Below are 22,951 nucleotides of genomic sequence, written 5' to 3' on the forward strand. Positions count from 1 at the left end.
TTAAACCGGAGGAATCCCAACCCTTCCGGCGAAATGTCCGGGTCCGCGCCAAGTCCTCCGTCATACACGGGTGAAGCCGCGATCCGCACCCTGTCGTATCCTCCCGATATGCGGTCCGATACACGCCATACATATCTAAGGTTGGCGAAAAGCACCTGGAACCAGAGGATGTTCCCCGAAAATGAACGCGGATAACCCGCTCCTCCCGCGCAAGCCTTGTCCATCTCACTCAAGAGTTCCTCGGCATCGGACATGAGCCTCAGGTTATCCTCCCTGAATTCTCCCGTACCGTAGAACATGTCGGTCGTCAAATAGCGTTTATTCCTTTTTTCCAACTCCAGCATAGCCGAAGGCGTGAACGCGAGAACATCGACCCCGTTCGCGAACGCCTCTTCGACAAGGCGTTCGTTCGCGTCATCCACGAGAAATAACAACTCTTTTTTCGCAGATCTATCCGTCATTACCCGCATCCCCGTTCGTACCCATCTGGTGGACACACATTCCCGCGTATACACCGTTCTTTTTTACAAGCCCATCATGGGAGCCTTTTTCAACGATCACGCCTTCCCGGACAACTATGATCTCGTCAGCGTTCATCACGGTGGACAGCCTGTGGGCTATCGCTATTACGGTCTTTGACCGCGACAACGCCTCTATGGCGCCCTGTATCTTTTTCTCGGAATAGGTGTCAAGTGAACTGGTGGCCTCGTCAAAGATATATATGTCCGGGTCCCTGTATACCGCGCGTGCTATCGCGAGGCGCTGGCGCTGCCCGCCGGAAAGGTTAAGCCCTCTCTCCCCGACGATGGTCCCATACCCGTCCGGGAGGCTCATGATGAAATCATGTATATCAGCCGCCCTGGCCGCGGCCTCTACCTTGGCCGCGTCTACGCTTCCTTCCTCCACCGCGAACGAGATGTTCTCCTCGATAGTCCCGCTGAAGATAAAAGTATCCTGACTTATCAGCCCGATATGCTTCCTCCACGATCCCCTGTCGATCTCCCTCATATCCCGCCCATCGACCAGTATCTGCCCTCCGGTATTGGGATAAAAACCTATTATGAGGTCCACAAGGGTGGATTTCCCGCTGCCCGACCCCCCGACTATACCGTAAAAACGGCCTTTCTCTATCCGCATGTTCACACATGACAGCTTAAACCCGTCACGCGAATAGGCGAATTCCACGTCCCGGAACGTGATATCCTCGTTGAATGAAGCTACCTTTTCCCCGCTGGTATCGGCCGTCTTCATACGCAAAAGGTCAGTCACTATGTTCACCGACGGCAAAAGATGGGCTATCTGCAGAAAATTACTGTTAACCCCCGCCATTGATGTCATTATACGGTACGCGCCGCTCCCGAATACCGCTATGAGCGGCATAAGTTTTTCAGGACCGCTTCCGGATCTCGCGGCAAGAAAGAGACCGGCCAATATGCCGATGAGGACCGCTGTCTGCATGACCGGCGCGACAAGGTTACCCAATGTGGCGTTCCTCATGTATATACGCGCGCGTTTCGTGGCGGCGTCCGCGAACTGCGACTCAAAGAACCGCTCCGCGAGGAACGCCTTTACCTGTCGTATACCGGTTATCACCTCGGCCACTATCGAATAGGCCTTTTTCTGGAGCCGCGCGTGCTCTTCCGAGGACACATAGACTTTCGCCCTGGCAACTATAAGCGACAATACGGACATGATCACCATGAACCCGGTCAGGTAAAGCGTGGCCTTCCACGAGACAATGAACAAAGTAACGTAAAGACAAACGGCAGTAAAAAGGTGCCGCGATATCTGGCATGTATACACTATAGCGTCACCGGCCATTTCCGTATGGGTCATCTGCTTCTGCACGAGGTCCCCCGTACGGTTCCTTATGAAAAAATCATATTCCTGCCCCAGGTAGTTCTTGAATATCTCCACCTGTAACATCGTCCTCAATTTCTCAGATAAACGGTACTGGGAATAGAATGAAAGTATGATAAAAAGTCCTCTCACCAGGAAAACCAGGAACATCCCGAGAAAAACGAACATAAAGAAACTTTCCACGGTGATGTGGGTCCCTAATATGCCGTTCATACGCTCAGCGTAGGACGCCCCTTTCGTCTTGTCCTCTATCATGTTGATGACCGGGTACAAAAGGCCAATACCCGCGGCTTCCAGCACGGAAGCTATCGTTATTATCGAAGTAAGGAACAGGAGGTCCTTCGGTTTCAGGCGCAAAAGATGCGCGAGATTCCTAAGCGCTTTATGTTTCACGGTCTTGTCTTTCGTGGTCATCCCTGCCCCTCCAGAACGCTTATCGCGTCTTTGAGCTCACTGATCGCGCGTATCCTGGCGCATCCCAAGCTCCGAAAAATGTCCTCATTGCCCTCGTATATCCGGGCCACGAAATGGATATCGGAAGCGGCTGCCGCGTTCATATCACTTGAGGCATCACCCACGAACAGGGCCTCCTCCGGTAGCACCGGGTCCCTCTCAAGTATGTCCTTGACCGCCGCGTCCTTCCCGGTCGGCGCGCCATATATACGCGAAAAGAACTTTGTCATTCCCCTCCGGGCCACTATCTCCTCTATCTCTTCCTGAGGGGTGGCGGACGCCACATAGAACCTGTATCTGGCGGCATGCTCTTCCAGGAACTCCTTAGCGCCTTCTACATAAGGGGCTTTGACCACCTCATCCACCACAAGCTCCGAAAAACGTCTGCAGAGGCCCCGGAACGTATCGTCATCGAGTTCGCGTCCAAGGAACTCCCGGTAAAAATACCGGAACTTGTCATATCTTGAGACCCCGGTATGCGCTATATGGTATTCCACAACCTTGCGGGCGACCTCCGCCCCTTCGTTCTCAAAGAGCTTACCGAAGGCTACGGTCTTTATGTCCACGGATTCGGCCAGCACCCCGTCAAAATCGAATATTATGGTCCTTATCATGGCACTCTTTCCATACGTTAAAAGCGTATCTCCTCATTATCCCGTGAGATATTGATCTCATCGAGTATCTCCACCAGGCTCTGTCCGAGATCACAATATTTATTCGTAATGAGCTTTTTCCCTACACGAGGGATATAAGAATAGGGCGTCTGCTCGTAATGCGAACGGGAATCTTTCGGGCTGTAGTTAATCTGTATCTTCCCTCCTAGTATCTCGTTTATCATATCCAGGAGCTCATTGAGCCTCATCCTGTGGTGCCCGGTCAGTATCAGCGTCTCGCCGGAAAAGGACCCGTCCAGGACGTTAACGCATATCTCCGCCGCGTCCTTCACGTGTATATACTCCCTCACTTCTTTGCCGGTACCCTTGAACTCGATCTTGCCGGTCTTAAAAGCCTCTGTGAGGTAACGATGCACGCTGTTGGTCTTGTCCGCCCGGGGACCGTACAAAGTGCCGAACCTGAGCACGGTATGCTCAAGACCGTGCTTTTCATGGTATGCCTCAAGAAGCAGTTCGCACGCGTGCTTGCTTACCCGGTAAAATGACCCGGTGCGGCTGTAAACATATATAGTGCTCGCGAACACCACGCGCTTTACCCCGGCGGCCACGGCGGCTTCCAATACGTTCGTAGTACCCAGCACATTTATCATCATCGTCTCGTATGGCTTCCCCTGGGCCTCGTCCACATCCGCCATCGCCGCGAGATGATAGACCACGTCCATACCTTTCATGCTTTCTTTCAGGGACTCACCGTCCATTATGTCACCTATGAGCATATGCTGCCCCTCCGAGATGAACTTTGACGGTTTTATATCGAATATGTACACTTCGTGGCCGGCGGCCGTAAGCGCGTCCGCTATATGGCTTCCCAGGAAACCGGATCCGCCGGTGACCATTATCTTCAGGGTAGATTTTTTACCAGGCATATCATCTCCTTATCGCTTTTCAGACCGATCCCTTTTTTTCATTTATGAAATCCTTCTCGAAATCCTCCTCACATATCAGGAAATGCTTGTCCCTGTCGAATTCCGGAAGGGACATTATGTGTTCCTTGTAATTTTCCCGCATATCCGCTTCCGCCTTTTTACGCACAACATCCACTTCCCCGTCGCTGAAATCCGTCATATTGACCACAGTCCGCCAATACCCCTCGTATATACTGGAAAGATACGCGTCCTCGTCCTCTATCAGCCCCTGTTCTATCGCCATATTGTAGGCTACGGAACCCGGTAGCGGCGTAAATATGCAGAAACGCCTGCCCGGATGCCCCAGCCCCTTGAACATCTCGACCGTATCCCTCACCGTATCCTCGCTCTCCCCGGGATACCCGAATATAAGGGTCATCTTCAAGTGCAATCCGGCTTCTATCGTACGGCGTATCACTTCCTCTATCCTTTCCCTTGTTATTCCCTTATTCATCATCTTCAACATATCGGGGCTCCCGCTTTCTATCCCGAACCCGATCGAGACCAGGCCGTTCTTCTTATAATAGGAAAGCCTGTCGAGGTTTATAGTGTCTACCCTGGCCTGTCCATTCCACAATATCCCCCTCTTGCCGAGCTCCCCGGCCAGCGCGTCTATCATATCCTGTTTGAGGAACAAGAGTTCATCCACGAAATTTATGCCTCCAATGTCGTATTTGTCGATAAAGAAATCTATTTCCCTGAGTATGCTGTCGAGTGACTTTATCCTTATAGTACGGAACGTCCTGCTGCAGAAATTACACCGGAACGGGCATCCTCTCCCGGTGATCATGGCCATTACATGCGGCCTTTTCTGTTTTTTGTATAGTACCGCCGACTTATTGTGGATATAGAGCTTGTTGGTCCTGTAAATGTCCATACGGAACTTATCGAACACCGGCTCGGGGATCTCCCCCAGGTCCTTTATGAGCTCCCTGGGCTCGGTCTTTACGGGTTCATTGCCGTTCCTGTACGCTATGCCTTTTACCCTGGACGGTTCCCCCAGGTTCTCAAGAAGATCGATCGTGGTGATCTCCCCCTCACCTATCACGCAGAGATCAACGAGCATGTTCCGGAGGACCACTTCCCAGCTGAACGTCGCAAGCTGCCCGCCCACCACTATCCTGGCTCCCGGGTTGATATCCTTTACCAACCGGGAGAACCACTTCACGTACGCGTATTGAGTAGCCATGGCCGTTATCATCACTATATCGAAACTTTCCTTTTTCAATCTCTCCGCTACCTCTTTTTTGTCCCATTGATGGGCATATATATCGAATACCCGGGCATCATATCCTTCCCTGTCCAGGATACCGCTTATATAACCCAACCCCCACGGGAAATGAGGATCGAAAATATCCGGAGGACGCTTGTCGTCACCGGTCCCGAACGGCGGATGGACAAGGAGTATGCGAATGTCATTACGGCCCGTCACTTTTCCTCCTTCCTGAAAAATCCCCTCAAAAGGTCTCCCTGGAGGGAATCATCCAGCATCTTTTGCAACCTGCCTGAAAGCTCCGGCGACATGTCCAGGCTTTTCATCCGGCATAAAGTCGTTATATCAAGACCGTTACTCACCAGTTTCTCGCAGGAGAACCCGGATCTAGCGCACATCCCGACCAGGGCTTTTCTTGAAAATAGCATTATATGCCGCGCGGACTCGAACGTGCGATGCGCTTCTGTTCCCGTACCTTCACAATACCTGACAAGCACCGAATCGGCCGAAGGCACCTCTACAAGCATTAGGCCATCAGGTTTTAGGATCGACCGTGCCTTTTCCAGCAGCTTGAAAGGTTCATACACATGTTCCAGGACGCCCCACAGCATGACGAGGTCGAACTTCTCCGGCATATCAAGCTCGAATATATCCTTATTGATTATTTTCACGCCGAACTTCTCCCTCGCGTACTCGATAGCGAACTCATTGAAATCCACCCCCATGGCATCCCATCCGTTCTCCTGGAACACGCTGAGGACCTCTCCAAGCCCACATCCTATATCTATCACCCTGCCCGGCCCCTTGAAGAACCCCATCAGCTGCTCGTATTTCCTGCGGGCCAGGACATCCCGACGATAATCTATTGAAGGGATGACCTTGAATTTGAAGTGCTCTATATATGTCTCCCGGCTATGTATGCGGGTATTTACCTCACTGTTCAATCTTGGGGAACAATAGACCATGCCACATCCCGCGCATCTCACATATGAAAAACGTTTCTGGATGAATTGACGTCCTTCTTTTTCCCCGCAATTCGGGCAATCCACACGCTCAGAAAACTCCTTTTTCAGCCCGCCCAGGTCATCGAAATATCTGTCGAGCCCTTTTTCAAACCGCTCGTTGAGCTCGTCCACCATACCACTGGTCATTTTTTCGTCGACCGCGAAGAACCCTTTGTCTTTTTCGCTATTTTCCTTCATTTTTCTCCTTCGCACCCGTCAATCGCCCATATATCCTTTTCGACACCGCCATGCTATCCATACAAAGATCTTCCGAACAGAACCCGGAAGGAGGGTTGAACCTTCCTTCTATGATATTTTTAGTTTTTTCCACAAAGTCCTCATAGGACACGGCCCGCCACGGATCGATCATCCCATCTTCCGGCAGTATCTCTGTATCGCGACGTCCCGGGTCCATAAATACGGCTTGCTTGCCATGGGCTATGAGCTCGTATCCCATGGTCGAACAGAACGTGACTGGACATCCCGACCTGAAAGCCGCATCGTACGAGTTAGCGCAATGCTCGAGCCTGTGTATGTTCGTCCCGGACAAAAGCTCATCTTCCGGCCCGTATCCCCGGTAATTTGGATGGTGGATCACCGCTATTTTAAGTTCCGGGCGCTCTTTTGACAACCTGACGAGCCACCTGTACGCCTCATAATAATCGTCAACGAACGTAGAGTAAGCATCCAGACGGTTCGAGCCGTAAAAATTCACGCCCAGATACACTATATCATAGGCGTCTTCCGGCAATTCGTAGGGCCCCCTGTCCGTGAACCAGTGATACTCCATGAACATGGACCCGGCCGGGACCACCTCACCGATACGCGCCCCGGACCCGAAAGCCCGCTCCATGGTACGCCTGCCCAGGGAGAACAGAATATCCGCGTCATAATAGAACCCGCAACTCCCCAACTGGTATATGTTCTTCTGCAAGGTGCAGGAATACCTTCCTCCGTATTTCTGAAAAAGATGGTTCTTTATGGCGCTGGTCTGGTAATGTCGCTCCTGTATGCAGTATTTAGCGCGATTATTACGGAACAGCGACGAGTAATAAAGATACTGGTTCAGCACATGCCCGGATAGCGCGAAGACATTGATGCCCGTTACGGCCATGGTCTTCAGGTTAATCCAGATGCCTCCACATATCTCTTTCCGTATCGTTCCCAGGACGATCTTCACGTCATATGCCCTGCCGGTCGGCCTCAATGCCGTAGGACCGAATGCCGCTCCTATCCTTTTCACCGTGACAGCAAGGCACTTGTCCCTGCCGAACAGCGACATAAGGTTATTGAACCTCATATATTCGTCATCCGCGGCTATCCAATCCGCGATCAGTTCATATTGCCGCGGCCGGGACCGGTACATACGGGAAAATACAAGCATGTAAACAAGCGCCAGTATATGCCGTATAGCAGAAAAGAACGGCCGTCCGGGAAAGATCTTCCCGATAAAACCCGTCATCTTATAGTCATAGAAACGTTCGATATGTCGTTTCACCTGCTGTCTCACGACATTTTCGGGAAGGCCGTACATCTTTTCGAAATAAGAATACCATTCCGAGAGCTCTTCCTGCCCGGCGAACTTATCTATGGCCTTACCCAGGTCCCCACAGGACTTCGCGAAATCAGCGTCCCGGTCGTGCGAGAACTTCAGGAGTTCGTTCACTTTAAGCATTCCCCAGCCTTTTCTTATATATCATCTCGCAAAAATCGAAATCTTCCTGCCAGTCCACATCCATCGCGGTCAGCCTGTCCAGCACGTAAAAATACGGCTTCTCGCCCACACAAGAGCCCCAACGGACCATATCCTCTCTTCTCAGGATATTGACCACGAAAGGTAACGCGTACATCCCCTCGAGGTCCTGGGATTTCGGCCATGGCGACGGCTTGAAATTGACCGGCTCACCCTTGTAGAAGATATAATCCTTCACCTCATACACGCTTAACAGGCAGTCATGCTCCTTGCCCATGTCCCGGTACAATGACGCCGCTTTTTCATACACATCGGTCCCTGCGAGCGGATTGGTAACATTCACCCACGCTATATGCTCCCCCGGGACCTCTGAAGCTATATATGAATATACATCGCTCATGGGCACGTCACTGGTGGAATACCGGGGATCACGCGCGTGCGTGCCGAACCCCTTCTTCCTCGCCGTCTCCAGTATGCCCTCGCTCTCGGAAGATACTATTATCCTGTCGAAACCTTTCACGCCCTTAAGTTGGTCCAATTTCAATTCAAAAAGGTTCGTGTCATGGAACGGCCTGATATTCTTGCCTTTCACCCTCTCGGACGCTCCTTTTACCGGAACGACCGCCGTTATATCCTTGTTCATTTCCTCTCCTTCCAGGCAACTATTGATCTTTCCCTATCGACCTGTCTACAGATATACACGCGTCCTCGCCATACGCGACCTGGGGAAGCTTACTATACTGTTTCCCCCACACATCGCGGGACTCAAGCGTGATCTTCCTGCACCACATCGCGGGAGAGCTTGACGCCTCCCCCGGGATCCCCGTGCGTTCACTTAATATGGATAAAAGCTCTCGGGCCCTGTGTGCCTCTGGATATCCTAACGGCCTCCCGCATCCATGAGCGGTCAAGAACGGTTCCACTACGCAGAAAACAGCGTCAAAACCGGCGGGAAGCGTGTTATTGAAATGTTCCCAATCCATCACCCAGGCAACACCCTCGTCATCGTATATGATGTTCCCCACGAAAAAATCCCCATGCGACACCTTGAACCCGGCCGAGCCGAACACGTCAAGATAATGCATACACGCTATAGTGACACTTTTCATCAGGTCCCGTTGCCCGAAAGAGAAAGGTACTGTCTTTCCAGGCACATATGAAAGCGAGAGTTCACAATACGAGGGCCTGCGTACGTATTTTTTGACCACGTACCCGTCCTCCTTCCCTCGCGCCCTGCAATACCAGTTTATCCCCTCATGCTCCCTTTCCAGGGCATCCGCACCCTCACGCGACATGGCCTTCTTGGTGACATAGCGCGGATCTCCAGCCGCGTCGGTCTCGACCAGCGTACAATGCTGCCCGTAATGCTGGCAGTTCCTTATCATCTCCCTCATAGCTCCTCACCATCCTCGATCATGTCTTCGGAAAGAGGAGTCCCCCTCTTGATATCTTGGACGGCCTTCTTCCCCATGATCGCTTCCATCCGTGCCGGTGGAAGACCGTCAGACGGCCTTATCGACCTGATATTGCCCTCGCCGAACTTCTCGCCTTTACATATATCGGATACCGCGAAAAGCGACCTCCTGAAAGCCTTACTTCCTTCTTCCGACGGCGACGGCCCATAATGGACCTCCCCCAGGGCTTTTTCCACTGAACGTACGTTCTTCACGAGCTCCCTTAGCTCCTCCGGCTCCAGGGAAAAGAAACTGTCAGCAGTAGCGTCCCGCCGTGAAAGCGTAAAATGTTTTTCGATGACCTTTGCCCCCAGGGATACGGCGGCAAGAGCGACCATACTTCCCTCAGTATGGTCGGAAAGACCTATGGGGCATCCGAACTGTTCCGCCATATGGGGTATGGTCCTTAAGTTCATCTCCTCCGGAAGAGCCGGGTAACTACTAACGCACTTGAAAAGCACTATCTCTGCCGCGCCCGCTTCGGTGGCGGCGTTAACGGCTTCCCGGATCTCCTCGACGGTTGCCATGCCCGTGGACATCATGAGCGTCTTACCGGTAGCCGCAGCGTATTTTATCAGAGGTATATCCACCAGCTCGAACGAGGCGATCTTGTGTATGTCCACCCCGACCGCTTCAAGCGCGTCCACGGAAGAAGGATCGAACGACGTGGCGAAAAGATCTATTCCGGCGTCATTCGCGGCTTTCTTAAGCTCCCCAAGCCACCCCCATGGCATATATGATTTTTCATAAAGTCTGTAAAGGGTCTGTCCTCCCCACTTCGGGTGTTTTATCTTGAAACATTCATTCTCGCAATCCATGGTCAATGTGTCGGGTGTATAGACCTGGAACTTGACCGCGTCCGCGCCGCATTCCGCGGCGGTCCTGACCATTTTGATGGCCCTTTCAAAATTCTGGGCATGGTTCGCCGACACTTCGGCCACGATATAACAGTTCTTGATTTCGCGGAACTTCATGTTCATATCCTCTCCATAACGAATATCCTCACCTTTTTCCCTCCCGACACTCCTTCGCCCCTTGGTGAATACCCCGCTTTTTCGAACGCCCTGACAGAAGCCGGATTGTCCGGAAGTATCTCCGCCAGCACCTCTTTAACGGCCGGCGCTTCTTCCAGGAACCGTTCCGTGGCCTTCCTGATAAGCCACGTGCCAAAACCGCGGCCGAAGAACTCCGGATTAAGGTTAACGCTTATACGCGCCTCTTTTTGCCCGGTCCGATTGAACCTTGCCTGGCCTGTTTTGTCGCTACCGGTCTCCGAGATATAGATGGTAGAGGACCCGTCCGCGAGCTGGGCCGCGAACCATTCCCGGTGTTCGGAGAAATGTATCTCCCTGCTATCTATGCTCCGCTTTCTTACGTCAGGGTGGTTACGCCAGCGCCATATATCTTCGACGTCCTTTTCCTCTGCTGGCCTCAGCCGCATCCCCGTACTGTCCTCACCCGCCGCCTCGAACATCTTATCCGCCATTCTTAAAGCACCCTTGCCGTCCACCAAAGCCAGTCCGACCCGGCTCCTGTTTTCCCGTATTTCCCCGGGAAAAAGCGAAATGATCTTACTAGCGGCCTTTATATGTACATCCCTGTCTTCCGCGTTCCCCGCGTATTCTACAAATCCCGCGGCCGCCCACCCTTCGACATTCATTTTCTGGTTATCGGCGAGCCTTATAGCGACGGTCGGAAGCCCGGTACGGGCCAGCTCATGCAGGGTCTGGCCTCCTCCTGAAACGCATATATCGGCATCCATCATGGCCCTCACCATTTCTGCCGGGGAAAAAGGCTTGTCGGCTCCTGCGGTAGCGGTGATCTCCATACGCCCCCCCGAAAGACGATCGATCTCACCTGATATCCTCCCGGCCAGGGCCCCCCTGTCCGACCCTCCCAGGGTGATAAAAACCTTGCGGACTTCCTTCCTGATCTTTCTTTCCGGCACATCATAGAACTCTTTTCTCAGGAATATATATCCCGGCCCTAACCAGTAACGCACCCCTTTTTTCTCCTTATAAGGCATCTTCGTACCATAAATAGAAGGACAGACAACATTTCCCTCAGGGTAATCGATCCTGTCATAGTCGTCTATCATCACGACCTTCGTTCCCATAATGGACGAGATCCTATCATAATCCTCCCTATCAGCGCGGTAGGAATCCACAACAGCGAAGTTGGCACCTTTAAGCGCATGCTCCGGGCCATCCCCATCCCGAAGCCAGTCAAGCTCCGTGTATTCCTCTTGATAAGGCAATTTCATGCCCGGGCTGTCGGGATTTACGAAGATAGCGCATTCGGCGCCACGCGACATCAATCCATCCCGTATGGCAAGGCACCTTGTGATGTGCCCCATACCCCTTTCACTCCCGCCCTCGGTCAATATCGTGACTTTCATGCCTTCTACTTCCTGCACCCGGGACCGCACGCGTCTTTATGTACGTTCCCGTATTCCGACGCCTCGCCCCAAATATTGTCTTTCACCCATTTGCCGTTCTCCATCCTCCAGACCCTCGGGTCCCTGAAGGTATCACATACCGCGTCGAACTCATCTTCCGGGATGCCTACGTATTTCAGCCACCTCTCGAGATCCCGTCTCGGTTTTACGTGGTCATATTTACGCACCATCTCAATGCCTTCGGCCCGGGTCATTTTCCCCGAACGGATATCCTTACAGGAGTGGTCGGTCCCGCGGCCATAACCGAATTTAATGAATTTAAGGTAATCATGTATCCCATTCTCATGCATATCATCCAGGTTGGAGAACATGCGATAAGTGCGTTCGAACGGCTGCGCGGCCGGCCTCCAGCCGTATTTCTCCACCACAAGACGCGAATGTTGGTTGGCATCCCAGTTAACAAAATTACCAAGGTATATACCGCGCACACCGACGGCGTCTATCTCATCGTCAGTAGGGTATTGTCCCCACATGAGGTCCTTTGCGGACAGCCCTTCCTTAAGCTCTGGCCGGCCAAGTTTTTCCAGGCCTTCGTCGGTGAAGTCATGCCAATCGTATCCTCTTAACGCGTGCTCAAGACGGAACTTGGCCGTGAATTCCACAAAATCGTTGAGTGAATACATGCCTCCCAGATCCAGAAAACCGTGTTCCCCCCACATCATAAGGGGTACCTTGTATCGTACCGCCACCTGTATGGGAACGGTAAAGATCCCACAATGCGCGTGCCAGTTCATGTCTCCCTGGAGCTTGAAGCCCAAACGGTTCATCTTAATGAGCGTGTCCACCCCCGGCCGCACTATTATATGGTCACAGTCGAAGACCTCCCGCATCCGGAACAGGTTATATTCCCCTTCCGGCAGATAATTGTTGCCGTGATAGGTAACAAGGAGCGGTTTCAATCCCAACTCATGGATGGCCACATGCGTCTGGTAATAGCTGTCCTTACCCCCGCTCACCGGGATGACGATATCATAATTGGTATCGGAGCGATATTCATCGGTTATCTTCTGCAGCATCTTCCACCGGCGGTCCCAGTCTATAGATGACTTCATCTCGTTCACCCTGCACCCTGAACACACGCCGCTGTCGTCGAACGTGAGCGGAGTGGCGGATACCCCCGGGTATACGCATTTTGAGCAATATTGTATGGACATATTGAACTCCTGTTCCGTTATACGTCAAAGCCGGACATCTATACCGGCCCGGGCCATGGCCCTTTTCCCGGCCCTGTCCGTAAGTTCCTTGAAATGCCATATATTCGCCGCGGCCACCGCAGAAGCGCCTGCCTTTATCCCGTCCGCGTAATCCTCGAACATGGCTACCCCGCTACAGGCTACCAGGGGGATCCGCACAGCCGAAGACATATCACGTATAAGCCCCGTGTCGTAACCCGAACCCGTGCCGTCGCGCCCTATGACCTGGAGGAGTATCTCCCCCGCGCCCCTTTTCTCCGCCTCTATGGCCCATTCGACCGGGTCTAACCCCGTAGATTCACGCCCGCCGTCTATGAACACTTCCCTGGCGGAGCCACCTTCCGCCCTAACATCGATACTTACCACTATCGCCTGCGAACCGAACGCTTTCGCGCCAGCGGTTATCAATTCCGGTGTACGCACGGCTGATGTGTTTATTGATATCTTATCCGCGCCGTGATTTATGCACCTGCGCATATCCTCAACACTGCGTATACGCCCGCCCCACGTAAGCGGCATGAAGCAATTACGGCTCACGGCGTCAAGTATGGCTTCCGGCGTGGCTAAACCTTTTATCTTATGGTCCTCACGCCTCAGGTCGTATTTATCGCCACGCGTGATATCCAGGTACACCAGTTCATCCACGTTCCACTGGTTGAAACGCTCGACCTCATGCACGGGGTTACCTATTATCTGGTGTATCTTGAAAAGCTCGCTTCTCACCAGAAGCCCATTCTGCAACAACAGTACAGGTATTAAACGTTTTTTTAACATATCCCGCTCTTTTACATACTAAGAAAATTCTTCAATATGGCCAATCCGGCCTTATGGCTCTTTTCCGGGTGGAACTGGGTAGCCACGATATTATCCTTCCGCAGGCTGGCCGCGTATTCCAACCCGTAAATACATGTCCCCGTCACGACAGAGTCATCATCCGGTACATAATAATAGCTGTGGACGAAATAAAAAGCCTCGCTATCCCCAAGGCCGGCGTACAGGCCCCCTTCCTGCCGGAAGCTCACGTCGTTCCATCCTATATGCGGGACCACAAGTTCTTTTTCCGGGAACCGGACCACCTTGCCTGGTATCCAGTTAAGACCATTATGCTCACCATGTTCCGTGCTGGTACCGGCCAATAGCTGCATGCCCAGGCATATTCCCATGAAGGGTTTCCCGTCCGACAACACCTCTTTTTCCAGCCCTTCTATCCATCCGCCGGAGATAAGTCTTTCCATAGCGTCACCGAAAGCCCCTACTCCCGGCAGCACGATCCGGTCCGCGCCCTCAAGTTCCCGCGGATGTGACGCGACGTACGCTTCGGCCCCGATAAAGGTAAGGGCGTTGACGACCGACCTGAGGTTCCCCATGCCGTAATTGATCACCGCCACGCTGTCAGCCATCTCTCCGGGCCTCCCCGGGCCGGCCCATCGCCAGCCTGTCCGCGACGTTACCCATTCCCATAAGACGCAGGACGGTTTCGGCTTCCGCGTATTCCTCGCTAAGCGTCATGCCCATTTTCTTCTGCCTTATCCCTCCATTTATCAGCTTCAAGTGGGGCTTTTTCCCGAAAAGCTTCCTGATCTCTTCCAAACCGAAATATTCATTCACGGCGTATAATTCGTCATACACGCAGCATAAAAGAGCGTAATCCTCAGCCGTATCTAGTGTTATCCGAATATCGCCCATATTCCCTCCCAACGGTGCGTATAACCGCGATATCTTGAACCCTTCCGGTGCCGTGCGGTATATATACGGAGTAACATGTTCCCTGTCGTGCTGTTCTGTCGCGTTATTATACGCGCGTTCCATCGCCGCGAATGATATTACTTCCACATCAAGCCCGTGCGGATATGTCCTATCCAGGGTATTAGAAGTATATTCCGCTTTTTTTTCGATGTGGACGTTAATGGCGTCGTCCATGACCACCGGGTCGGCGCACGGGCAATCGCTCGTCACCCTAACAATAACATCCGCGCCGAACTCCCGGGCCGCGAGATAATAACGCTCAAGGACATCGTCCTCGCTTCCGCGGAAAAGGTCCGCTCCGCATCTTGCGGCTATGTCGGCTATTGGGTCGTCGTTCTCCCCGGTAGTCGTGGCTATTATCACCGTATCGATATTCCGCGTCTTTCGCGCTCGCCGTACGACCTGTTCCAGGACGGTCACCCCCCCGTTCCAAGGCAACTCCTTGAGCACTTTCCCCGGCAGCCTTGTGGATCCGGTCCTGGCTTGTATGATGGCGGAGATCCTCATCCTTCCTCCCTGAACACTTTAAGCACCACGCTTATGACCTCGGCAGTATCTTCCGCGCTCATTGAGGGATAAAGCGGCAGGCTTATTTCCCTTTCATAAAAATCCTCGGCCATTGGGCAAAGACCTGCGCTATAGCCCAGCCCCTCATAATACAGGTGTTGATATACGGGTATATAATGCACCTGGACGCCTATCCCCGAGCTTCTGAGCCTTGCGAATATATGTTCTCTGCGCGCCTTATACGCGTCCTTGAGGCGTATGGGATAAAGATGGCGGGCGGATCTCCTGTCAGGCCTTCCTGGAGGCGGATCGAAATATGGGTTCTTTTCGAACGCGCCGTCGTATGCCGCGGCGATACGTTCCCTCCGTTCCGTGAATACATCCAGTTTCCCGAGTTGCGAAACGCCCAGGGCGCACTGTATGTCCGTGATACGATAATTGAACCCTAGCGCCTGCATCTGGTACATCCATTCCCCGGCGGACCGCACTCTACCGGGCTTGAAATAAGCCTTGTCCTTTGTTATTCCATGGCTCCTGAACATCCTCAAACTATGTGCCAGGGACGCGTCGTTAGTGAGCACGGCTCCACCCTCACCCGTGGTGATGGGTTTTACCGGATGGAAACTGAAAATAGTCATATCCGAATACCGGCATGATCCGACCTTTCCGCCTTTGTATGAAGCCCCGAGCGAATGAGCCGCGTCCTCTATTACGATGAGACCCCGTTCATCGGCTATCTTCCTTACTCCTTCCATGTCGGCGGGTAGGCCCGAATAGTCCACCGGGATGATCGCGCGCGTTCTTTCGGTCACGCTGGCGGCTATCAAACGAACATCTATGTTTCCCGTATCTTTTTCAATATCGACGAACACAGGTCGGCCTCCGCAATATAATACACAGTTAGCGGACGCGACAAAGGTCATCGGGCTCGTTATCACCTCGTCCCCGCCGCTTATACCGGCGGCAAGGGACGCTATATGGAGAGCCGCCGTACCATTCGACACCGCTACAGCATGTTTCGCCCCCGTATAAGCGCACAAGGCTTCCTCAAAACGTTCCACGGCGGGGCCCTGGGTGATCCAATCACCTTCCAACACCTTTATGACCGCGTTAATGTCCTCGCGGTCTATATCCTGTCTTCCGTAAGGGATATATCCCATATCAACGCCTTTCTCTACACGCCTTCCGTTCCGCGCAGCCCCTCGATCATTTTTTGCAGGTCACCCACATCAAGCCATTCAGGGTTATTATCGCTCGCGTAACTGAACTCTCCCGGGACCCGCGGATACCTGTCATATTTCTTTACCATCTCCTCGCTCCTGTAGAACGGTGACCTTATGACATATACATCGCCCTCGTCCCGCGTATCACGGGCCTCATCCTGGGACACAAGTGTTTCATGTATCTTTTCGCCCGGCCTTATTCCTATATGTTTCAGGCGGCATTCCGGTTCTATCGCCCTGGCCAGATCCACCAGTTTCATGGACGGTATCTTAGGTATGAACACCTCTCCCCCTACGGATTCCTTGAGGGCCTTGAACACAAGGTCCCCTCCCTGGTCAAGGGTTATCCAGAACCTGGTCATCCGCTCGTCCGTAACGGGGAATTCCTTGATCCCGCGCGAAGAAAGGTCCAGATAGAACGGTATAACGCTGCCCCTGGATCCTACCACGTTGCCGTATCTTACCACCGAGAACTTCACCCTGTCCCCCGCGTACGCGTTCGCGGCGATGAATATCTTCTCGGCCACCAATTTGGTCGCGCCATACAGGTTTACCGGGTTCACAGCTTTGTCGGTCGATAGCGCGATGACCTTTTTAACGCCGGCGTCTATCGCGGCGTCCACGATGTTATCCGCGCCGTCGACGTTGGTCTTCACCGCTTCCGTGGGGTTATATTCCAGCGCCGGCACCTGCTTGAGCGCGGCCGCGTGCACGACATAATCCACGCCCTCGAACGCCCTGTAAAGGCGGCTCTTGTCCCTTATATCGCCAAGAAAGAACCTTATGGGGAACTCTGTCTCCGGGAAATCCTGGCCCATACGGTATTGTTTGAACTCGTCACGGCTGAAGATTATCACTTTTTTGGGATGATATTTCGAGAAGATCATTCTCGTGAATTTCTTCCCGAACGATCCGGTCCCTCCCGTTATCAATATCGTACTGTTATTCAGCATTTTTCCCCCTCTATGGCTCCTGTCATCTTTTTCTTTACCCATTCCATATTATCCCTGTACCAGGCTACGGTCCTGGTAAGTCCTTCGTCGAACCCGGTTCCCGGCTCCCATCCAAGCGACCGCGCCTTAGATGAGTCCAGGAAATATCGTATATCGTGCCCCGGCCTGTCCTTCACGTAAGAAAGCAGGCTTTCTCCTTTCCCCAGGAGGGCCAGGATAGCCTTTGCCGTATCTATGTTCCTTTCCTCGTGCCCGCTTCCCACGTTATAGACCTCGCCGTCATCGCCCTTGTCCATGATCGTAAGGATCGCCCGCACACAATCTTCCACATATATCCATTCCCTCGAGTTCTCGCCTCTGGCGTATATAGGCACCTGACGGCCCATTTCAGCGTTACAGATGACAACTGGCATGAATTTTTCGGGATACTGCCAGGGGCCATAGTTGTTGGAACACCGTATTATGACCGCCGGCAGCGAGAACGTCCTCGCGTAGGACTTGACGAAAAGGTCCGCCGACGCCTTGCTCGCCGAATAAGGGGAACTCGGGTTCATGGGGGAATCCTCCGTGAACATGCCGTTCTCTATGTCACCATACACCTCATCGGTCGAAATATGCACGAACTTCCTGACCCCGGCCTCACGGGCCGCGTTCAAGAGGTTAAGTGTACCACACACGTTCACGTCCGCGAAAAGCGCGGGTTCGTTTATGGAATTGTCCACATGGCTCTCGGCCGCGAAATGGACCACGATATCCACACCGCGCTCGAAGATCGAACGCACAGCCTCCTTATCCCTTATATCCGCCTTTATGAAACTGTACGCACTCCTGTCGGGCAGGTCCGAAAGACGCGCTACATCGCCGGCATAGCTCAGGCTATCCAGGTTATAAACGACGGCATCCGGCCTAGTCCGCAAGAGAAGATGTATAAAATGCGACCCGATAAACCCGCATCCCCCTGTAACAAGTATTTTTTTATCCATAAGGTTCTATGTCCTTCAACAAAGGCAGCCGACCGTCCTTTTCCGAGACCACGGGATCGGGGACCGGCCACGTTATCCCTATCTCCCTGTCTTTCCACAATATGCCCGCGTCATGCTCCGGAGAATACGGGGCCGTACATTTGTAAACTACTTCCGTATCGTCCTCCAGCGTGCAGAACCCGTGGGCGAACCCTTCGGGGACATATAACATAAGGTGGTTATCAGAGGAAAGCTCCATCCCGACCCATTTACCGAACGTGGGTGACCCCTTCCGTATATCCACAGCCACATCAAGCACACTGCCGGAAACCACCCTGACCAGCTTCCCCTGTGCCACAGGTTCTTTCTGGAAATGTAATCCCCTGAGCGTTCCGCGCGCGGACGACCTGGAATGATTATCCTGTACGAACTCCTTTACTATGCCCCCGGCCGCGAACACTTTCTTCTGGTATGTTTCCATGAAAAACCCGCGGTTATCCCCGAACAGCGGCGGCTCCACGAGAACGACATCAGGTATGGATAAAGGTATGAATTTAAACTGCACGCCCCACCTCTTCCCCGGCCACTCGCATAAGATACTCCCCGTACCCCGTATTTATCCCCCGGGCCGTCTCCTCCAGGTTTTTCCTGGTTATATACCCCATTCGATAGGCCACTTCCTCTATACACCCTATTTTAAGCCCCTGCCTGTCCTCTATGGTCTTTATGAAGACAGACGCGTCTATCAGGGAATCATATGTACCCGTATCCAGCCAGGCGTATCCCCTTCTCAGGAATTCCACGGCCAGTTCATCTTTTCTAGCGTATATGTTGTTTATATCCGTTATCTCCAGTTCTCCTCTCGGTGACGGTTTAAGGTCCCTGGCCATACGCACGACCTGGTTATCATAGAAATACAGTCCCGAAACGGCCCAACACGACTTGGGCATCCGGGGTTTTTCCTCTATCGAGACCACCTTGTTCATATCGTCCAGCTCGACAACCCCATATCGCTCGGGATCTTTTACGTAACAGGCGAAAATAAGCGCGCCCTTTTTGATGCCAGCGGCCCGCTGTAATATAGCCGGAAGGCCGGGACCATAAAATATATTGTCCCCAAGTATCAGGGACACACTGTCCTCTCCTATGAAATCGGCGCCCAACCTGAACGCGTCGGCGATACCGTTCGGCGTCTCTTGCACAAGATACCGCAGGGACACCCCAAGTCCGGATCCATCCCCCAAAAGGTCCTGGAACCTGGGTGTATCCTTGGGCGTGGAAATGATCAATATATCCCTTATACCCGCGAGCATCAGCACCGATAAAGGGTAATATATGAGAGGCTTGTCGTATACCGGCAGCATCTGCTTACATACGCCTTTCGTTATAGGGTACAAACGGGTGGCCGTCCCCCCCGCCAGTATTATACCTTTCATGATCATACCTCCCGTTATGTTGATCCACTCCGGTCTTTCTATACGTAGCTGAACCCGAACACCGTTACAGGTGCCGCGTCCGCGTCCTTAAGCATCAAAGGCGCCACAATAACCCTGTCAGGAACGTGCCCCACCCCGGAAAGCTTCATGTCCTCGACCAGGATGATACCCTTCTCAAGGAAGGCTTTATGGGCTTTCCTTCCCATTACCCTGTCGTTAAGGCTCGATATAGAGATCGTATCTATACCCACGGCCTTTATCGAGGGGCATTTACTCTTGATCCAGTCCGCCAGTTCGGGCAATATTACCGGGGACCCTTGGATGTAGGTCTTCTCATTCCTGAACTTCTCCATCCCCGTACGTATAAGCAGCAGTTCACAATCCACTGGTTCTTCCAAGAGGTCCGGCCCTATAACGCTTTCACCGGGCCCCGAGGGAACTTCCACCAGCGTTATCCTGTCGAAGACCCATCCTTCCGGCGGCATGTCCGACACCGTAGCTCCTTTTTCAAAAAAATGCCTGGGCATATCCACATGCGTACCGGCATGATTTGTCATGGAAAGGCGCATCGTATTACAACTATCACCGCTCTTAATGGACTTTCCCTGGACCATCTCCACCCGGTCCTCACCGCCATAAAGAGGCGTGTTCCCGTCCATGAGATGAGATAACAATATTATCCTGGCCATTCTTTACCGCCGCCCCTTCAAACCGTTTACCAGGTTCTTTACCGCCGCCAGTTCCATTTCTATCCTGGCATCCTCGGCATACGAACCGATATGCGGAGTGAGCACGGTATTGGCGCACTCCGTCAATTTCCCCTTGTAAGGTTCTTCCCCGAAGACATCCAGCCCGGCAAATGATATCCTGCCCACCTCGAGGGCCATGAAAAGCGCGTCCTCATCTATTACCGTACCCCTGGAAGTGTTGACTATAATAGCCCCTGGCTTGACCTTGCCGAACGATCCCGTGTCGAAAATAATATCTTTCGTGGAAACATGTACGGTCATTATGTCGGATATCTTGAGCAGTGTGTCCAGCGGCACCTTTTCAAAGCCATCCGTCCCGACATCATTCATGTCATGGAATATCACCCGCGCCCCGAACGCCCGACACAACGTAGCGACCCTCCTGCCTATCTGCCCGAAGCCTATCACGCCCACCGTCCTGTTCTTCAACAGGTTCCCCATGGGTTTTTCCCATCGCCCCGTCCTTATGTTCCTGTCCGCCAGGGGTATTCTCCTCAGGCACGACAGTATCAAGCCTAATGTAAGCTCAGCTACGGCATCTGTAAGTACGCCCGGAGTGTTCAGCACCATAATGCCACGCTCTTTTACCACTTCCGCGTCGATATTGTCCGTCCCTACGCCGACGCGTGATATCACTTTCAGACGCCCGGCTCCTTCCAGCGCCCGGCGACCCAAGGTCTCCGTGCCGGCTATCAGGCCGTCATACGCGTCTGACGCCAGGAAACCGGCTATCTCTTCGGCGGTAAGCTTGCGCCTGTGCGGGTTCATATCGTATTCCATGCCATTCTCTTTCAGGACATCCAGTGGCCGGGTATCTTTTTCAGCGAAAGTGCTGGTCGATATGAATATTTTCATATTGCTCTCCATATGCCGCTGTGGTCAGGCCGTGTCTTCCGCGGTCCCCGCGGCCGTATTTTCATCAGGCATGGCCTCAAGTTCCTTCTTGAGCGCCAGGTATTCTTCTTCTTTTTTCTTCAGGAAGTAATAGGTCAGCTGGACCTTTTCCTCAAAACCCGTTTTGGTAAGGATATATTTAACCTTCTTAAGTTTCTGGTCTCTTGTCGCGAAATTGCGTATCTTGATAAAGCCTTTTCCTATAAGCGCTTTCAGGAGGTAATTGGTCTTCCCCAGGGATATGTCCAAATGCGCGGAAACGTCCCTCTGGGTGAGATCGTCGGCGGACGAAAGGAGCCGTAGTATACGGTAAAAATCCTCTTTTATGTGGTGTTCATTCATTGAACACTATTATATTATAATGGTTATATATGTCAACCCTTTATGCCATTCTTTTCAACAGGATGAAAAACCAGAATTATCTTGAATTTTCGCGTTGTTAAAGATTATAATAACCATGGGTCAGGCCTTGCGCGATTTAAGCTAATACAATATCTTAAGGAAACGATGTCTCTCTTTAAAATGTTTAAAAAACCTGTCGTCAGGAACACCCTTAAGACCATCCTTGCCCTTTCTATATTGCTATATCTCTTTTCCAAGGTTGATCTTAAGACATTTTCATCAATAGCCCGGACCATAAAACCCGGGTATATCTCCCTGGCTTTGATCATAAGTTTCTGCAGTATGTTCCTAAGCTCTTATAAATGGCACCTGCTCTTAAGGTCACGTAATGTGCGGATAAACTATATAAACTCCACAAAGGCCTATTTTGTCGGTAATTTTTTTAATTCTTTCCTGCCGGGCACCGTGGGGGGGGACGTAGTAAAAATATACCGCCTGAGGGACACCACCGACAAGTTCGAGGATATATTCAGCACTACCCTTATGGACCGTTTCATAGGTTTCGTAGCGTCCCTCGTCATGATAATCTTCGCGGCGGTACTCAACCTGGGCATATTCGAGTCCAACAACAATCTCTTGTTCGTGATACTCATACTGAGCACCGTAACACTGCTTTTCCTGCTGCTATTATTCAATAAACCGCTGTTCAAAAAACTTGATTTTATCTATAAGCCCGCGTTCAAGCTGCTTAAATTCATGAACCTTGAGGAAAAATGCGCGCGGCTTTACAATTCCACGCATAATTTCAGGCACCAGATACCCGTACTGGCCGCGAATTTCGGGCTTTCCCTCGCGGTAAAGGTGTTGTATGTGGTCTTGTCGTATTTTGTCGGACTATCGGTGAACCTGGGTGTTGACCTGTACTATTTCTTTGTGTTCGTTCCCCTGGTGGGATGTCTTTCCCTTATTCCCGTATCCTTCAATGGGCTTGGCGTAAGGGAAGGTATATCTTACCTGTTCTACACGCGCGCGGGGGCCGAAATAGAGAACATACTCATCTATTCCCTGCTGACATACCTGGTAGCACTGGTCATAAGCATTTTGGGAGGCGTCGTATACGTCTACGAAGAGCTTACGGATAAAAAAGAACGGACCTGAGCTTTCTCCGCCGCGTCGGGTGGTCGTCAAAAATACTTTTCGACTTCCCCTACCGCTTCTTCCATCCTGATAAG

At 52.3% G+C, this 22,951-nt stretch carries 24 protein-coding genes; 1 reads left to right on the forward strand and 23 read right to left on the reverse strand.

Features of this window, described 5'->3' with window-relative positions; all coding sequences use genetic code 11:
* From PHH49_07705 to PHH49_07815, 23 genes are all read right to left on the reverse strand, one after another.
* Nucleotides 1-461 (reverse strand): hypothetical protein (locus PHH49_07705; protein MDD5488821.1); only part of this gene is annotated, 461 nt, incomplete at its 3' end.
* Nucleotides 451-2,274, reverse strand: coding sequence for an ABC transporter ATP-binding protein (locus tag PHH49_07710; protein MDD5488822.1), 1,824 nt, complete (start codon nucleotides 2,272-2,274; stop codon nucleotides 451-453). The genes PHH49_07705 and PHH49_07710, both read right to left, overlap by 11 nt.
* Nucleotides 2,271-2,927 carry an HAD hydrolase-like protein gene (locus PHH49_07715; protein MDD5488823.1) on the reverse strand — a complete coding sequence of 219 codons (657 nt, stop codon included), beginning with the start codon at nucleotides 2,925-2,927 and terminating at the stop codon, nucleotides 2,271-2,273. The genes PHH49_07710 and PHH49_07715 overlap by 4 nt, the downstream gene beginning before the upstream one ends.
* Before the next feature lie 17 nt (nucleotides 2,928-2,944).
* The gene (locus PHH49_07720; GenBank protein ID MDD5488824.1) at nucleotides 2,945-3,853 is read right to left on the reverse strand and encodes an NAD(P)-dependent oxidoreductase; all 909 of its coding nucleotides are present in this window, start codon (nucleotides 3,851-3,853) and stop codon (nucleotides 2,945-2,947) included.
* Between the two features lie 19 nt (nucleotides 3,854-3,872).
* The gene (locus PHH49_07725; protein MDD5488825.1) at nucleotides 3,873-5,324 is read right to left on the reverse strand and encodes a radical SAM protein; all 1,452 of its coding nucleotides are present in this window, start codon (nucleotides 5,322-5,324) and stop codon (nucleotides 3,873-3,875) included.
* Entirely contained in the window at nucleotides 5,321-6,307 is a 987-nt protein-coding gene (locus tag PHH49_07730; GenBank protein ID MDD5488826.1) for a class I SAM-dependent methyltransferase, read from the reverse strand. Before PHH49_07730 ends, PHH49_07725 begins: the two co-directional genes overlap by 4 nt.
* Nucleotides 6,294-7,784 carry a hypothetical protein gene (locus PHH49_07735; GenBank protein MDD5488827.1) on the reverse strand — a complete coding sequence of 497 codons (1,491 nt, stop codon included), beginning with the start codon at nucleotides 7,782-7,784 and terminating at the stop codon, nucleotides 6,294-6,296. The genes PHH49_07730 and PHH49_07735 overlap by 14 nt, the downstream gene beginning before the upstream one ends.
* A complete protein-coding gene (locus PHH49_07740; protein MDD5488828.1) occupies nucleotides 7,777-8,445 on the reverse strand; it encodes a hypothetical protein in 669 nt (222 codons plus the stop codon). Before PHH49_07740 ends, PHH49_07735 begins: the two co-directional genes overlap by 8 nt.
* Before the next feature lie 19 nt (nucleotides 8,446-8,464).
* On the reverse strand, nucleotides 8,465-9,196 hold the full coding sequence (locus PHH49_07745) for a hypothetical protein (protein ID MDD5488829.1): 732 nt from the start codon (nucleotides 9,194-9,196) through the stop codon (nucleotides 8,465-8,467).
* Nucleotides 9,193-10,230, reverse strand: a complete 1,038-nt coding sequence (gene pseI / locus PHH49_07750; GenBank protein MDD5488830.1) for a pseudaminic acid synthase — start codon at nucleotides 10,228-10,230, stop codon at nucleotides 9,193-9,195. The genes PHH49_07745 and pseI overlap by 4 nt, the downstream gene beginning before the upstream one ends.
* A 2-nt stretch (nucleotides 10,231-10,232) precedes the next feature.
* On the reverse strand, nucleotides 10,233-11,654 hold the full coding sequence (locus PHH49_07755; protein ID MDD5488831.1) for a bifunctional UDP-2,4-diacetamido-2,4,6-trideoxy-beta-L-altropyranose hydrolase/GNAT family N-acetyltransferase: 1,422 nt from the start codon (nucleotides 11,652-11,654) through the stop codon (nucleotides 10,233-10,235).
* A 5-nt stretch (nucleotides 11,655-11,659) separates the two neighbouring features.
* Nucleotides 11,660-12,868 (reverse strand): N-acetyl sugar amidotransferase, encoded by a 1,209-nt coding sequence (locus PHH49_07760; GenBank protein MDD5488832.1) that lies wholly within the window; start codon nucleotides 12,866-12,868, stop codon nucleotides 11,660-11,662.
* Between the two features lie 24 nt (nucleotides 12,869-12,892).
* Nucleotides 12,893-13,681 (reverse strand): HisA/HisF-related TIM barrel protein, encoded by a 789-nt coding sequence (locus PHH49_07765; GenBank protein MDD5488833.1) that lies wholly within the window; start codon nucleotides 13,679-13,681, stop codon nucleotides 12,893-12,895.
* An 11-nt stretch (nucleotides 13,682-13,692) separates the two neighbouring features.
* Entirely contained in the window at nucleotides 13,693-14,307 is a 615-nt protein-coding gene (gene hisH / locus PHH49_07770) for an imidazole glycerol phosphate synthase subunit HisH (protein ID MDD5488834.1), read from the reverse strand.
* On the reverse strand, nucleotides 14,300-15,160 hold the full coding sequence (locus tag PHH49_07775) for a glycosyltransferase family protein (protein MDD5488835.1): 861 nt from the start codon (nucleotides 15,158-15,160) through the stop codon (nucleotides 14,300-14,302). The genes hisH and PHH49_07775 overlap by 8 nt, the downstream gene beginning before the upstream one ends.
* Nucleotides 15,157-16,320 (reverse strand): UDP-4-amino-4,6-dideoxy-N-acetyl-beta-L-altrosamine transaminase, encoded by a 1,164-nt coding sequence (pseC, locus tag PHH49_07780; protein ID MDD5488836.1) that lies wholly within the window; start codon nucleotides 16,318-16,320, stop codon nucleotides 15,157-15,159. The genes PHH49_07775 and pseC overlap by 4 nt, the downstream gene beginning before the upstream one ends.
* Before the next feature lie 14 nt (nucleotides 16,321-16,334).
* Nucleotides 16,335-17,336 (reverse strand): UDP-N-acetylglucosamine 4,6-dehydratase (inverting), encoded by a 1,002-nt coding sequence (pseB, locus tag PHH49_07785; protein ID MDD5488837.1) that lies wholly within the window; start codon nucleotides 17,334-17,336, stop codon nucleotides 16,335-16,337.
* Nucleotides 17,330-18,319 (reverse strand): dTDP-glucose 4,6-dehydratase, encoded by a 990-nt coding sequence (gene rfbB / locus PHH49_07790; GenBank protein MDD5488838.1) that lies wholly within the window; start codon nucleotides 18,317-18,319, stop codon nucleotides 17,330-17,332. The genes pseB and rfbB overlap by 7 nt, the downstream gene beginning before the upstream one ends.
* On the reverse strand, nucleotides 18,312-18,863 hold the full coding sequence (gene rfbC, locus PHH49_07795; GenBank protein ID MDD5488839.1) for a dTDP-4-dehydrorhamnose 3,5-epimerase: 552 nt from the start codon (nucleotides 18,861-18,863) through the stop codon (nucleotides 18,312-18,314). Before rfbC ends, rfbB begins: the two co-directional genes overlap by 8 nt.
* The gene (gene rfbA / locus PHH49_07800; GenBank protein ID MDD5488840.1) at nucleotides 18,853-19,734 is read right to left on the reverse strand and encodes a glucose-1-phosphate thymidylyltransferase RfbA; all 882 of its coding nucleotides are present in this window, start codon (nucleotides 19,732-19,734) and stop codon (nucleotides 18,853-18,855) included. Before rfbA ends, rfbC begins: the two co-directional genes overlap by 11 nt.
* Nucleotides 19,735-19,772: 38 nt before the next feature.
* Nucleotides 19,773-20,423 (reverse strand): cyclase family protein, encoded by a 651-nt coding sequence (locus PHH49_07805; protein ID MDD5488841.1) that lies wholly within the window; start codon nucleotides 20,421-20,423, stop codon nucleotides 19,773-19,775.
* A 3-nt stretch (nucleotides 20,424-20,426) separates the two neighbouring features.
* Complete coding sequence (locus tag PHH49_07810; GenBank protein MDD5488842.1) at nucleotides 20,427-21,338, reverse strand: phosphoglycerate dehydrogenase; 912 nt, start codon at nucleotides 21,336-21,338, stop codon at nucleotides 20,427-20,429.
* Between the two features lie 24 nt (nucleotides 21,339-21,362).
* Nucleotides 21,363-21,719, reverse strand: a complete 357-nt coding sequence (locus tag PHH49_07815; protein ID MDD5488843.1) for a MarR family EPS-associated transcriptional regulator — start codon at nucleotides 21,717-21,719, stop codon at nucleotides 21,363-21,365.
* A gap of 180 nt (nucleotides 21,720-21,899) precedes the next feature.
* Between PHH49_07815 and PHH49_07820 the strand changes: the two genes are divergently transcribed.
* The gene (locus PHH49_07820) at nucleotides 21,900-22,877 is read left to right on the forward strand and encodes a lysylphosphatidylglycerol synthase transmembrane domain-containing protein (protein MDD5488844.1); all 978 of its coding nucleotides are present in this window, start codon (nucleotides 21,900-21,902) and stop codon (nucleotides 22,875-22,877) included.
* Nucleotides 22,878-22,951 lie beyond the last annotated feature (74 nt).

This window comes from Candidatus Omnitrophota bacterium, from assembly GCA_028715965.1.
GTDB lineage: Bacteria > Omnitrophota > Gorgyraeia > Tantalellales > Tantalellaceae > JAQUQS01.